Annotated in this window: 14 protein-coding genes; 5 read left to right on the top strand and 9 right to left on the bottom strand. The window is 65.3% G+C overall.

What is annotated here, in order from left to right; translation table 11 throughout:
* Positions 1-63: 63 nt before the first annotated feature.
* From MKK62_RS20630 to MKK62_RS20620, 3 genes are all read right to left on the bottom strand, one after another.
* A complete protein-coding gene (locus MKK62_RS20630) occupies positions 64-534 on the bottom strand; it encodes a PH domain-containing protein (RefSeq protein WP_240258094.1) in 471 nt (156 codons plus the stop codon).
* Entirely contained in the window at positions 531-1010 is a 480-nt protein-coding gene (gene ribH / locus MKK62_RS20625) for a 6,7-dimethyl-8-ribityllumazine synthase (RefSeq protein ID WP_240258095.1), read from the bottom strand. The genes MKK62_RS20630 and ribH overlap by 4 nt, the downstream gene beginning before the upstream one ends.
* A gap of 63 nt (positions 1011-1073) precedes the next feature.
* Positions 1074-2351, bottom strand: a complete 1278-nt coding sequence (locus MKK62_RS20620) for a bifunctional 3,4-dihydroxy-2-butanone-4-phosphate synthase/GTP cyclohydrolase II (RefSeq protein WP_240258096.1) — start codon at positions 2349-2351, stop codon at positions 1074-1076.
* Positions 2352-2590: 239 nt separating this feature from the next.
* Here MKK62_RS20620 and MKK62_RS20615 point away from each other — a divergent pair, with 239 nt between their 5' ends.
* Together MKK62_RS20615 and MKK62_RS20610 are read left to right on the top strand one after the other, a co-directional pair.
* Positions 2591-3178 (top strand): chitin-binding protein, encoded by a 588-nt coding sequence (locus tag MKK62_RS20615; protein WP_240258097.1) that lies wholly within the window; start codon positions 2591-2593, stop codon positions 3176-3178.
* A gap of 170 nt (positions 3179-3348) precedes the next feature.
* On the top strand, positions 3349-3615 hold the full coding sequence (locus MKK62_RS20610; RefSeq protein ID WP_240258098.1) for a hypothetical protein: 267 nt from the start codon (positions 3349-3351) through the stop codon (positions 3613-3615).
* Here the strand turns inward: MKK62_RS20610 and MKK62_RS20605 are convergent.
* Positions 3612-4208 carry a riboflavin synthase gene (locus MKK62_RS20605; protein ID WP_240258099.1) on the bottom strand — a complete coding sequence of 199 codons (597 nt, stop codon included), beginning with the start codon at positions 4206-4208 and terminating at the stop codon, positions 3612-3614. The genes MKK62_RS20610 and MKK62_RS20605 overlap by 4 nt on opposite strands.
* Before the next feature lie 93 nt (positions 4209-4301).
* On the opposite strand from MKK62_RS20605, the gene MKK62_RS20600 reads away from it, so the two are divergent.
* Both MKK62_RS20600 and MKK62_RS20595 read left to right on the top strand, forming a co-directional pair.
* On the top strand, positions 4302-5021 hold the full coding sequence (locus tag MKK62_RS20600; RefSeq protein ID WP_240258100.1) for an LppX_LprAFG lipoprotein: 720 nt from the start codon (positions 4302-4304) through the stop codon (positions 5019-5021).
* Positions 5018-6571, top strand: coding sequence for an MFS transporter (locus MKK62_RS20595; RefSeq protein ID WP_240258101.1), 1554 nt, complete (start codon positions 5018-5020; stop codon positions 6569-6571). Before MKK62_RS20600 ends, MKK62_RS20595 begins: the two co-directional genes overlap by 4 nt.
* On the opposite strand, the gene MKK62_RS20590 is transcribed toward MKK62_RS20595, so the two are convergent.
* On the bottom strand, positions 6555-7019 hold the full coding sequence (locus MKK62_RS20590; protein ID WP_240258102.1) for a hypothetical protein: 465 nt from the start codon (positions 7017-7019) through the stop codon (positions 6555-6557). The genes MKK62_RS20595 and MKK62_RS20590 overlap by 17 nt on opposite strands.
* Positions 7020-7207: 188 nt before the next feature.
* Here MKK62_RS20590 and MKK62_RS20585 point away from each other — a divergent pair, with 188 nt between their 5' ends.
* Entirely contained in the window at positions 7208-10294 is a 3087-nt protein-coding gene (locus tag MKK62_RS20585) for an ATP-binding protein (protein ID WP_240258103.1), read from the top strand.
* 118 nt (positions 10295-10412) lie between these two features.
* On the opposite strand, the gene MKK62_RS20580 is transcribed toward MKK62_RS20585, so the two are convergent.
* The 4 genes from MKK62_RS20580 to MKK62_RS20565 form a co-directional block, all read right to left on the bottom strand.
* Positions 10413-10739, bottom strand: a complete 327-nt coding sequence (locus MKK62_RS20580; protein WP_240258104.1) for a TM2 domain-containing protein — start codon at positions 10737-10739, stop codon at positions 10413-10415.
* Positions 10736-10942, bottom strand: coding sequence for a hypothetical protein (locus MKK62_RS20575; protein WP_240258105.1), 207 nt, complete (start codon positions 10940-10942; stop codon positions 10736-10738). The genes MKK62_RS20580 and MKK62_RS20575 overlap by 4 nt, the downstream gene beginning before the upstream one ends.
* Before the next feature lie 2 nt (positions 10943-10944).
* Positions 10945-12297 carry a neutral zinc metallopeptidase gene (locus tag MKK62_RS20570; RefSeq protein ID WP_240258106.1) on the bottom strand — a complete coding sequence of 451 codons (1353 nt, stop codon included), beginning with the start codon at positions 12295-12297 and terminating at the stop codon, positions 10945-10947.
* A 91-nt stretch (positions 12298-12388) separates the two neighbouring features.
* On the bottom strand, positions 12389-12922 hold the full coding sequence (locus tag MKK62_RS20565; RefSeq protein WP_240258107.1) for an anti-apoptotic protein: 534 nt from the start codon (positions 12920-12922) through the stop codon (positions 12389-12391).
* Positions 12923-12977 lie beyond the last annotated feature (55 nt).

Below are 12977 nucleotides of genomic sequence, written 5' to 3'. Positions count from 1 at the left end.
TACTGACTCGGCGAAACACGATCGAATCCCTGTGGATAACCGCCAAAATGGTTGTCTGCCAAGTTATGTCGATGCTAGGTCGGGGCGGTAGCGCGCGACCAGTTCTCGGACGGTGTCCATCGCGGCCACGGCGCGGTCCTTGTCGACGGACTGGATCGCCATCAGCGGAACGTATTCGTCGTCGGGCAAATCGATGCGGGCCCATCGCGCCCCCAGCGGAAATGACACGTCCACCACGTCATCCCAGGGGACCAGACGGTCGCTGATCACGTTCCGCACCGAGAGCCCGGACGGGCCGATTCGCAATCGGGGACGGGCGAACAGCAGCACCAGGCCGGCCAGAACGACGCCGAGCACCACCATCGCGATCTGGTCGGACGTCTGAAAGATCACCCCGGTTGACCCGAGCTTGAGCAGCAGAGCGATCACCACATGCGCGATGACGAGGACCGCCGCGGCGGCGTAAGCGACGTAGGGCGTCAGGCGAGGCCGCAGTTGTGCATCCCAGGTGTCCTGGCCCGGCTGCGCGGTCACGACTTTCCGCGAAGCTCGCGCAGGGTGAGTGCGGTACTCAGCGCCGCGGCCGTCGCCTGTCCACCGTTGTCCTCGGCGGAATCGGGCAGGCCCGCACGATCCAGCGCCTGGGCTTCGGTGTTGGTGGTCAGCACGCCATTCGCCACCGGAGTGGACTCGTCCAGCGAGACACGGGTCAGCCCTTGGGTTACCGCGTCGCAGACGTAGTCGAAATGCGGTGTCTGGCCGCGTATTACCACACCCAAAGCCACGACGGCGTCGTGATTCCGGGCTAGGGCCTGTGCGACGACCGGAATCTCGATCGCCCCGCGCACCCGCACCACCGTGGGGTTCTGCACGCCCCACTGGTTGGCGATCAGCTGCGCGCGGTCGAGCAGCTGATTGCAGATCGTGCTGTGCCATGTGCTCACCACGATTGCCAACTTCAGAGCGGAAGCGTCCTGCGACGCGATGTCGGGTACCCCGGCACCGCTCATATGCGCCGCTCTTCCCGGCGACCGCCCGCACCGTTATCGGCGGTCATATACGCCGCTCCTTGGTCACAGGGCCCCACCGAATTCGCCTGAAAGATGGATAGATTCGTGATATTCGTCCAAGCCCGCCAGGTCGTGACCCATGCGGTCGCGCTTGGTCATCAGGTAGCGAATGTTCTCTGCGTTGGCCCGCACCGGCAGCGGCACCCGCTCGATGATGTGCAGCCCGTAGCCGTCCAGACCAACCCGCTTGGCGGGGTTGTTGGTCAGCAGCCGCATCGACCGCACCCCGAGGTCGACGAGGATCTGCGCTCCAGTGCCGTAATCCCTTGCGTCAGCTGGCAATCCGAGCTTGAGGTTGGCGTCGACGGTGTCATCGCCGGCGTCCTGCAGCTGGTAGGCCTGCAGCTTGTGCATCAGGCCGATTCCGCGTCCTTCATGACCGCGCATGTAGAGCACCACGCCCCTGCCTTCACGGGCAACCATTGCCATCGCGGCATCCAGTTGCGGGCCGCAGTCGCAACGACGAGAGCCGAAGACGTCTCCGGTCAGGCATTCGGAGTGAACGCGAACCAGCACGTCGTCACCGTCATAATTCGGTCCGGCGATTTCGCCCCGAACCAGCGCCACGTGTTCGACGTCTTCGTAGACGCTCGAGTAGCCGACCGCACGGAATTCGCCATGCCGGGTCGGGATCCGCGCCTCGGCGATCCGCTCGATGTGCTTCTCGTGCTTTCGCCGGTATTCGATCAGGTCGGCGATCGCGATCATCGCCAGCCCGTGCTCGTCCGCGAAAACCCGGAGTTCGTCGGTCTGGGCCATCGCGCCTTCGTCCTTTTGGCTGACGATCTCGCAGATCGCACCGGCGGGCGACAGGCCGGCCATCCGTGCCAGGTCGACCGCGGCCTCGGTGTGCCCGGGGCGGCGCAATACCCCACCGTCCTTGGCGCGCAACGGAACTACGTGGCCCGGACGGGTGAAGTCGTCGGCGATACTGCTCGGGTCAGACAGCAACCGCATGGTCGTCGCCCGGTCTGATGCCGAGATACCGGTTCCCACACCAATTTTCGCGTCGACAGTGATGGTGTAGGCGGTGCCGTGCTTGTCTTGGTTGACGGCGTACATCGGCAGCAGGCCGAGCCGGTCGCAGATGTCGCCGTCCAGCGGCACGCAGAGATACCCCGATGTATAGCGGACCATGAAAGCGACCAGCTCCGGGGTCGCCTTCTCGGCCGCGAAGATGAGGTCGCCCTCGTTCTCTCGATCTTCGTCGTCCACTACGACGACGGCCTTGCCGGCCGCGATGTCGGCGATCGCGCGCTCGACCGAGTCCAACCTCGTCATCGCAGCCACCTTGTCAGAATTACACCCAGAGCCCTCAGGCATTACCTCCAGTATGAACCACCACGTGCCGTTCGTTATTGCCACTGGTCACCCAGCGGACACGTTGGTCACACCACGTGCCGGTGCAACCTGCGCAAAAGGTTTCCAGAGGCAGCACGTAGCCGATTCATAGCTTGTCTATTTAACGTTTCCTACGTCGGGGGAAAGTCCGCTAGATACCGAAAGGTAGGTACAGGACCATGACACTCAAGCAATTACTTGCCGGCGCAAGCGTCGCTGGCGCATTGGGCGCCGCCGCGTTGGGGGTGGGCACCGGCATTGCGAGTGCCGCGCCAGGTGACCACGGCGCGGCGACGGTAAGCCACGCACCCGTACCGCTGGACCCAGGCCACGGACCGGGTGGGCCTGCTGGCCCTGGTGGTCCCGGTGGCCCTGGTGGTCCCGGTGGCCCTGGACCGGGCGGCCCCGGCGGACCAGGATTCCACGGACCCGGCGGCCCGGGCGGACCCGGTGATCACGGACCTGGTGGCCCTGGGGACCCGGGCTTCCACGGACTCGGCGGACCCGGTGGGCCCGGCGGACCCGGCGGAGCGTGGCATGGTGACGACCACCGCGGCTACTTCCATGGCGCCCCGTGGGGCGATGGACCTGCACCCTGGGGCTGGGGCGAACCACCGCGACCGGCATGGGATCGTCCGCTGCCGCCACCGGGTGGCCCGTGGAACTACGGCCCGATCAACTACTACGGGTACAACGAGACCCCCTATTGGAACCCCCAGTTCAACCAGTTCGGATTCGACTTCTTCGGAGTTTGGATCCCGCTGTAAAGAATTCCCTCACCAGACGCCCGCTTCGCCGATCGGCGGAGCGGGCGTTGCCCTTTGCCCCGGCCAGCGAGTTTTCTGACGAGTAACAGTTTGCTGACAGCTCGGCGCAGCTTCGGCGACGACTCGACAATCTCAGCGTCGCTACAGGTTCTCGGCGATAACCTGCTCCCATGGCGACGTCGCCCCTGACTCGGTCCGCGCGCGCTCTGACCGTCGGTCTGGCGCTCGTCGGCGCTGTGTGTGCCGGCGCGGCATCAATGAACGGCGCGGCGGCATCGGCCGCTTTTGCGGGAGTCATCGCGGTCGAGGAACCGGGGCCACCTCCGCCGCCCGATCCCACACTGGGTGCGCAGCCACCTGCCGATCCGGGAACCCCGCAGGTTGGCACACGGCCGCACCGACGCCACATCGACGGCGACCCGGTGATGCGCCGCTAGCGCTCGTTGCTCATCAAACGCTCGACGTACTTCGCGATCACGTCGACTTCGAGATTCACCTGCGTGCCCGCCTCGGCCAGGCCCAGCGTCGTCAGCTCGCGCGTCGTGGGAATCAGCGACACCTCGAACCAGTCGTCGCCGAGCGCCGACACGGTCAGCGAAATGCCGTCCACCGTGATTGAGCCCTTCTCCACGACGTAGCGGGCCAGCTCGGTCGGCAGCCCGATGCGGACGACTTCCCAGTGCTCGGCCGGCGATCGGCTCAGAATTTCCCCGGTGCCGTCGACGTGGCCCTGCACAATATGCCCACCGAGCCGGCTGTTCAGCGCGGCGGCGCGCTCGAGGTTGACCGGGCTGCCGGCAACCAGCCGGCCCAGGCTCGAGCGGCTCAGTGTCTCCCCCATCACATCCGCGGTGAACTGCCCGCCGGGCAACACCTCGACCACCGTCAGGCAGACGCCGTTGACAGCGATCGAGTCGCCGTGACCGGCATCCGACGTGACCACTGGACCTTGAATGGTGAACCGTGCGGAATCTCCCAGGTCATCCTTGCCGACGACCTCACCTAGCTCTTCGACGATTCCGGTGAACACCGCCTCAGGCTAGTGAGTCGCGGGCGCCCGCGCGACGTCCCAGCCACCTTGCGCGTCACGAACCGTTCTCCGCGACCCGCTACGCTGCAACTTATGCAGACGCGTAAGCCGTTTGGGCCCATCCTTGCCGTCCTCGCCTCCCTTTCGATCGCCGCCGCATTGATCAGCGGCTGCTCGTCGTCCAAGCAATCCGGTGCTCCGCTGCCGGATGCGGCGACCCTGATCAAGGAGTCCACGCAGAGCACCAAGAACGTCAAAAGCGTGCATCTGGTCTTGGCGGTGAACGGCAAGATCAAAGGCCTCCCCGTCAAGTCCCTGACTGGTGACCTGACCACCACGCCGCAGACCGCAGCTCAGGGCAACGCGAGCATCATCTTCGGCGGGTCGGACATCGACGCACCCTTCGTCGTGATCGACGGGACCCTGTACGGGGCGCTCACTCCCGGTCAGTGGGACAGCTTCGGTAAAGCCTCCGACCTGTACGACCCCTCGACAATCCTCAAGCCCGATGTCGGTCTGGCCAACGTGCTGGCCAACCTCAGCAACCCGAAGGCGCAGGCCCGCGAGAACATCGGCGGGCAGAGCACGATCAAGATCACTGGCACGGTCTCGGCGGACGCCGTCAACGGCATCATGCCCCGCCTGAAGGCGACTCAGCCGCTGCCGTCGACCGTCTGGATCGAAGAGAACGGTGACCACCAGCTGGTGCAGACCTCGCTGGAGCAGAGCCCGGGCAATTCCCTGCAGCTGACGCTGTCGAACTGGAATGCCCCGGTTCAGGTCACCAAGCCTCCGGTCGCCGCGGCACCGTGACCGCGTCGCAGCCGCACCACGCGGGGCGCGTCGTCGCGATCAGCGCCGGCAGCCTCGCCGTCTTACTCGGCGCCCTCGACACCTACGTCGTGGTCACGATCATGCGCGACATCATCGGCACGATCGGGATCCCGGTGAACAAGCTGCAGCGCATCACCCCGATCATCACTTGGTACCTGCTGGGCTACATCGCGGCGATGCCGTTGCTGGGCAGGGCATCTGACCGATTCGGCCGGAAACTGCTGCTTCAGGTGAGCTTGGCCACCTTCCTGGTCGGCTCGGTCATCACGGCGCTGTCCACCAACCTCGATGTGCTGGTCGTCGGCCGCACCATTCAGGGCGTGGCCAGTGGCGCGCTGCTACCGGTGACCCTCGCCTTGGGCGCCGACCTGTGGGCGCAACGCAATCGCGCCGGCGTGCTCGGCGGGATCGGTGCCGCGCAGGAGTTGGGCAGCGTGCTCGGTCCGCTGTACGGCATTTTCATCGTCTGGTTGACCAGTCGCTGGCAGGACGTGTTCTGGATCAACGTGCCGCTGGCGCTGGCCGCGATGGTGATGATCCAGTTCAGCCTCCCGTCCCGCGACCGTACCGCCGAGCCGGAGAAGATCGACGTGATCGGCGGGTTGCTGCTGGCGATCACCCTTGGCCTGGCCGTGATCGGTCTGTACAACGCCAATCCCGACGGCAAGCACGCGCTGCCCAGCTACGGGCCCCCGCTGATTCTTGCCGCCGTTGTCTTCGCGGTGATCTTCTTTGTGTGGGAACGCTTCTCGCGCACCAAGCTGATCGAACCCGCCGGAGTGCACTTCCGTCCGTTCCTGTCCGCGCTCGGCTCGTCACTGTGCGCCGGTGCGGCGCTGATGGTGACGTTGGTCGACGTCGAACTGTTCGCCCAGGGTGTGCTGAGCAAAGATCAGGACGAGGCCGCGATGCTGTTGCTGTGGTTCCTGGCGGCGTTGCCGATCGGTGCGCTTGTCGGTGGCGCCATTGCGACCAAGGCCGGTGACCGGTTGGTGGCCTTCGCCGGCCTGCTGATCGCCGCGGGCGGTTATTGGCTGATCTCGAAGTGGTCGGTTGACCTGCTGAGCCAGCACCACGATCTGTTCGGGCTCTCGCTGCCGGCGCTCGATACCGATTTGGCTGTCGCTGGCATCGGACTCGGGTTGGTGATCGCCCCGCTCACCTCCGCCAGCCTGCGGGTGGTGCCGTCGGCGCAGCACGGCATCGCGTCCGCGGCCGTCGTGGTGGCGCGCATGACCGGCATGCTGATCGGCGTGGCGTCTCTGAGCGCCTGGGGTTTCTATCAACTGCCCCACCTCGTCGCGAGGCACGCGGCGGAGTTGCCGCCGCACGCCGGCCTCGCCGAGCGAGTGCTGCACCAAGCCAGCATGTATCGCGAAGCCTTCGCGGACATGTACGGCCAGATCTTCAAGGTGACCGTCGTCGTCTGTATCGTCGGCGCGCTACTGGGTCTGCTGATCGGTTCGCGCAGGGTGCACGCCGACGAGCCCGACGCGGTGGGCGTCGAGCCTGTCACCCCGAGGGTGTGATCACAGTTTCGAGCGCTGCCGTCCAGTCCGCGTTCGACGAGACGTAGAACGCGACGTCGCCAGACGGCAGCTCTACGATCAGGTGCGAACGACCGCCTCGCACAGACGTTTTGAAGACCTTCGCCTCACGTACGCCGACGATGTCGGTAACCGGGATGTCGATCAGGTTGCCGGTTACGGTGACGAAGATCAGCCGCCGCGCGGTGAGCGCGATAGTGCCGTTGTTGTTGACGACGGGATAGCCGGGAGCGGTCGCGTCCCGGTATACGCCCTTCTCCGGCAGGCGAATTGGCGTCTCGGATTGGATCGCCGCCGCGAGCCTCGCCTTGGCGGCGCGGGCCCTGCGCCGCCACCACAGAGCGATCGGGATCCAGATCAACGCCTGAACCGCAGCGATTCCCAGCACCAGTAGCGCGACGAACTCAACGACGCTCCAAGCGTTGTGCACAGTGTCCTCCCACGCCGCCTCGTCAACCCATGCTTACTTCAGGTTCGCCCGGGCTTCAGTATGCGGGGAAAGTCTCAGCAATTCACAGCCTTCCTGCAGGAAACTCCGCTTGTGCCTTTCAACCAGCACGCGGCGTCAACGACGGCCATGTATCGTGTGAGCGCTAGCAACGGTCAGTTACTTCGCTGGTGGTTGAGGTCATGGTCGAATACCTGCTGTCCGGAGCGGTCGAGGTCCGTGTCGACGGCACCCCGACGTCACTCGGCGGGCCGAAACAGCGCTGCGTTTTGGCCGTTTTGCTGGCCAACCACGGGACTCCCGTCAACGTCGACCGCCTGATCGACGCCGTTTGGGAGGACAGGCCGCCCCCGAAAGCGCTGTCCTCGCTTCGGGCTTACGTCACCAATCTGCGGCGCATCCTGCCGGTGGCGGCCAGCCACCCTCCGTCAACCCACGCGCGGCTGGCTTCTCGGTCATCGGGCTACCAACTCACGCTCATCGATGGCGATTCGGTCGATTTGCACCGGTTCGAAGCGCTGGTCAAAGACGGCCGAGCGGATCTCGTAAGCGGCGCGGCGACAAGCGCTTTCGACAAGCTCGACAGGGCGCTGACGTTGTGGCGTGGGGACCCCTTCGGTGAATTCACCCACAGCGGTTTCGCCCATGCAGATGCGACGCGCTATATTGCGCTGCGGCACACGGCGATTGAAGCGCGGTTCGATGCGGCTCTGCAGTCCGGCTACGGCAGCGACTTGATTCCCGAGATCGAGGCCGCCATTACCACCGACCCTACCGAGGAGCGGTTGTGGGGCCATCTGATGGTGGCGCTGTACCGGCAGGGCCGTAGCTCAGACGCGGTGCGCGCCTTCGACCGGGCCCGGGTGACGCTGGAGCGCGAACTCGGGACCGTTCCCGGCGACGGTTTGCAAACCCTCTACCGCAAGATCTCCGACAAGTCCGACGACTTGCATCTCAGGCCGGCGGCCAGTCGATCCACCATCTCCGCCGGCCCGGACCTGCACGCGCGGATACTGTTCGTCGGCCGGGCAGGCGAACTGGACAGCATTGCGGCCGCCCTGCGCGGCACACGTGCGGGCTCGGGCAGCCTTATTCTGCTGACCGGTGAAAGTGGCATCGGCAAAACCGCTCTTGCACAGTCGGTTTCGGTGCCGGCCACACAGTCAGGGATAGTGGTGGCATGGGCGGCGCATCCGCCCGGTGTCCGGTTACCGTTGATGTGGACGTGGATCCAATTGCTTCGTCGACTTGGCGACGAACTCGGCCAACCCGCTCGCCGCGCGGTGCGGGGCGTGGCACCCGGTGTGGTCGACGCACTCGTTCCCGAATGGAACGACCGCGACACCGTCAGCGCCGGTGTCCGAACCGCCGCCACCGGGTTCGCACTGACCGAAGGAGTGGTCGCCGCACTATGTGAACTGTCCAGGGCGCGAACGCTGTTACTCGTCCTCGATGACCTGCACCTTGCCGACTCCCCTTCGGCCGACGCACTCGCACTGCTCAGCGCGCAACTCGGAAGATTGCCAATCCAGGTCATCGGGAATTGGACATATTACGGTAGCGGTCGGCCGATCAACCGGCCCACATTCGAGCGGCTCGTCCGACTGGAAGCCTCGCGCACTATTCACCTCGACGGCATCGGACGCGACGCGGCCGCTACCCTGGTCGACGCGTTGACTGGAACAGCGGTCGAAGGTGATGTGTCACAGTATGTCTGGGACCGCACCGAGGGAAACCCGCTCTACATCAGAGAACTCGTCTCCGTCCTGGTGGCGCACAACCGGCTTCACGACGTCTCCGAGGGGTGGGCCGGTGACGTCTCCGCAGCCGTCGCCGGAATGGTCGGGCAGCGGCTGAGCCGCCTGGACCGACCCAGCAGAAGCGCGCTCGCCGCCGCCGCGGTGATCGGCGCCGAGTTCGACACCGCCGAGCTTGCAGACGTCGTCGACCTTCCCGTGTCGACAGTGCAGGCACGGCTGCGGCCCGCCTATGAGACCGGACTGCTCGACGAGATTGCGGGACGGCCGGGCTGCTACCGGTTCGGCCATGGGCTGCTGCACGACGCGGTACTGACACAGGTGCCGGGCTCCGAACGTGCCTCGGTGCACGCCGCGATCGCCGCGCTCGGTGCCGCCGGGGTCACCACCGCCGCGTACGAGGACGTCATATCCGTGGCCGACCACGCGTGGCGGGCGGGTGTCGAACTCAATCCCGAGACGGCTCTGGACATCTACGAGGTCTCGATTCGGCGCGCGCTGAGCCGAGCCGCGTACGACGACATCGTCGTTCTCGCCGAGCATGCGCTGCAGGTATGCCGCAGACTGCCACCCAAACCGGAACCCTTGCAACGGCAGGCCAGCCTGTGGCTTCATCTTGCCGGGGCCCGTGCGATTCTCGACGGCCAGAACAGCCCGGCCGCTGCGTCGGCGGTCCAGCGCGCCTTCGAGATCGGCGAGCACGCCAGCGGCCGGCATTACCACGGCGCCGTGGCAATGCAGTGCTACATGCTTTGTGTCCGAGGACGTCTCGACGAGGCACAGGCCATCGCCAGCGGGCTCGTCGCGCAGTACGCCGCGTCCGGTGACCCCGACATCGGAGTCTCGAGTCATTTCGTGCAAGTCATGCTGCACACGCTGCGCGGCGAACACGAGGCCCAGGAGGCAGTCGCCGAAACCATGATGGCGCGCTTCCCTCCGCCCGAAACCGCCGCCGACCCTCTGGTGTTCTTTCACCCGCGGGTGTACTGCTGGCTGAGTTTGGGGCGGGCGCTGCTCGGCGACCGCGGCGGGGCACACCGACAGCGCCGTGTCGCACTGGAACTGGCGCAGAGCCGGCGCGCGCATTTCGACATTCTTGCCGCCAAACTCGTCCGGGTGGAGATCAACGCGATCTTGGGTATCACCGAGGGCACCGCCGCCATGGCCGCGGACGTGTACCGGGAGATGCTTGCCGCCGGCTCGCCGCAGTGGGCCGCCTGCGCTCGGATGATCGGTGTGTGGGCACAGACCCTGTCCGGGTCCGGCGGCGACCGAGAAGTCGCTTTCGACGCGTTCCGCGACTACACCCACGACGGCAGCATGGTGATGACCCCATTCTTCCTGGCGCTCATCGCGGACATCGAAAGTCATTACGGCTACGTGGATCACGCCCGACAACTGCTGGCCCGTGCGCAGGCGGTCGCCGAGACGACCGGCGAGCACGTGTGGGACGAACAACTGGCCCGCCGGGTCGCGGGTATCGCGGCCGCTACTGGGTAGCTCGAGATCCAGCCGCCGCGAAAGGTGTTGTGGGCCGGCGAGACAAGGCCCACTCGGGATCTGCCAGCCGCCGACGTCCGGGTAGGTGACCGCGCCGCGCAGCCAGGTTGACCGCCGATCATTCCCGAAGGATGCGGCCCTGGGCGTCCGGCACTTTGCCGGCAAGGATCATGATGGCGTCAATCAGCGGCCACAGCCCGCCGATGCCACACGTCAGCCACGTCGCGGCGATTTGCGCGATGCCCATCCCGGTGTAGCCGAGGTAAAACCGGCCCACATCAAGAGATCCAAAGAACAAGCCCAATAGCCCGGCGGTGACTTTGCTGCGGTCCGACAGCGGCCGGCCGTAGGCGTCGACGGCCACGGGCCAACCGGGCGGCGGAGGATATCCCGGGGACGGATAGCCGAAACCGTCTTCGGGATAAGGGTATTCGGGCGTCGTCATGTCAGGTCTGGCACCTTTCGTTGTTCCTGGACACCGCGGCGCAGTCGACGGATGCCCTTGACGGTGAACACCACCGTCCCGATCACCGCCAAACTCGCGTAGACGGTGAACGCGACCGTGAAGATCGTCGTCAGTACATTGATGACCGCGACGGCGGCGCCCAAGGCGAGAAAGCCGAACGAAAAGCCGAGAACCGTGAACACCGTTAGCGCGTCACGCAGGCCTTGGCGCCGTTCATGACTCCGTCGCGGTAGGCGTCGACGCGGACCGATCCGTGCCCTTGGCGCGCCACGTCACCAGACCCGCGGAAGACGATCAGCGCCGTGATCCCCTTATCGAGGTCACCCGGCGACATCTTGAAAGCGCTTTCCGGGCGGTCCTCCAATAGGATGCTGGCAGCCCAGGCACCGGCCATGCAGTCGGCACGCAGCGAGGTGAGCTTGTCAGTCGCGTCTTGACCGCCGTGCGCCAGCACCGCCAGTCCGTATTGGGTCGCGATCAGGGTGGCGACCGCGAAATCACCGCCCTGGTCGTAGATCTGAGGCATCGCCTTGACGGCGTCGAATCCGACGTAGTCCTCCGGTACGCAATAGAACAGCACGTAGTCGCTGGTCGGCTGCCCTCCACAGGTGGGTGGATCGGCCGGGTTGAAGGCCCTCGCCGGCTGCAGCGGTGTCCAGGGCTGCCCGGTCAACTTGGGATAGACCTGAGACCAGTAGTCCTCCAGATCATTCGGGACGCCGCTGATGATGTCCTCGTAAGGTGCGTTGCCGCCGCTCTCGACGTCGGCGGCGTTGGTGAAGGGAATCTCGACGACCGGCGGATCGCCGACCTTGTAGCCCTTGCACGATCCCGCGCCGTTGTCGAATCCGGTGCGGAACGAGTTCACCCGGTCGAAGCCGCTGCCGTGGGCCTGAGGATCGCGCTTCTCGGTCCCTGGCTCGTCGCGAAGGAAAAGGAAGCCGGCGAGCGCATTGTCGAGGTCGTCTTCGCTGGCTTTGAAGGCCTCGGTTTTGGCCGCATGAGCCGCCCAGGCCCCGGCGAAGCAGTCGGCCTGAATCTCCTTGACCACGGTCGGACCTTGGAAGTCGGCTCGCGCTTGGATGGCATGGCCCCACTCATGGGCCAGCACGACCGGAATCACGAAGTCTCCGAAGCGCTTTCGCAGGTCAGGCAGCAACTTCTCGACGTCCCATGCCACATCGTCGGCCTTCGAGCAGTAAAACGCGTTGCCGGAGATGTCGGCGGCCGCCTGGGCGCACGGTGCGAATTGACCCGACGACGGCGTGACCGCGTAGAAGCCGCCTTTCACCGGGGTGTAGTCGTGACCGTAGAGCTTGGGGAACTCACCTTCCCAAAAGGTCTGCAAGTCGGCGATTGCCTTGATGACGATCTTGTTGACCGGATCCGAGGCATTCCCGTGGATCTGCACCGAATCCGCGGCGGCGGCGGGAGCGGCGGCGGGTGTCGACGATTTCGTCGAACTGCACCCCGCACATGCCAAAACCATCACCGCAGCAAACACAGAAGCACGTGAATACCACCCGATTTTCGGCATTTGCCGTCCTCTTTTAAGTCGATTATTGATTCGCAGCGCGAAAACTGTACGCACCGATGATTGGAAATTGATTGGAACACGCTCGCGTCCATTATTTGGCTTGGTCGTCAACCTTGAAATCGAAGTGCACGTCACCGGCCTCGACATCGCTGACGGTGACCGTGACGCCGTAGGTCTGCCCATCGTCTTTCAGGTCGCAGCGCAACGTCGACCCCACGGCGCCCTTCAGGTTGTCGGGACACGTCACAGCGTCGGGCTTGCGGCCAACCTTCTGGGTGAGCTGTTCGCTGACCTTGCTGGCGACCAGGTCCTTATCGACCGTCTCGACCATGTCGAACTCAACGTCATCGCCTTTTACGCTGGTAGCGGTGACGTTGACGTTGTAGTCCTGGCCCTTGATCTTCATCGCGCAGTTCAGCTGGGCACCGACCTCGCCCTTCAATCCGTCCGGACACGAGACCGAATCCGGCTTGTTGCCGGCGGCGTCGCTCATCTTGGCAGTGATCTGTTTGGCGATATCGTCCTTGCTCACCATCTTCGGCCCGCTCGAGCACGCGGCAAGGCCGATCAAGGTGCCCGTGATCGCGCTGGCGACAACCAATGTCCGGGGTATCGGATTAATCATGTCCAACCTTTCAGTCGTCACCCGGGATAGATGAATCGGCGAAGTATTGCACGCG

Source organism: Mycobacterium paraterrae (assembly GCF_022430545.2).
GTDB lineage: Bacteria > Actinomycetota > Actinomycetes > Mycobacteriales > Mycobacteriaceae > Mycobacterium > Mycobacterium paraterrae.
This window is presented reverse-complemented; position numbering and strand designations above follow the sequence as displayed.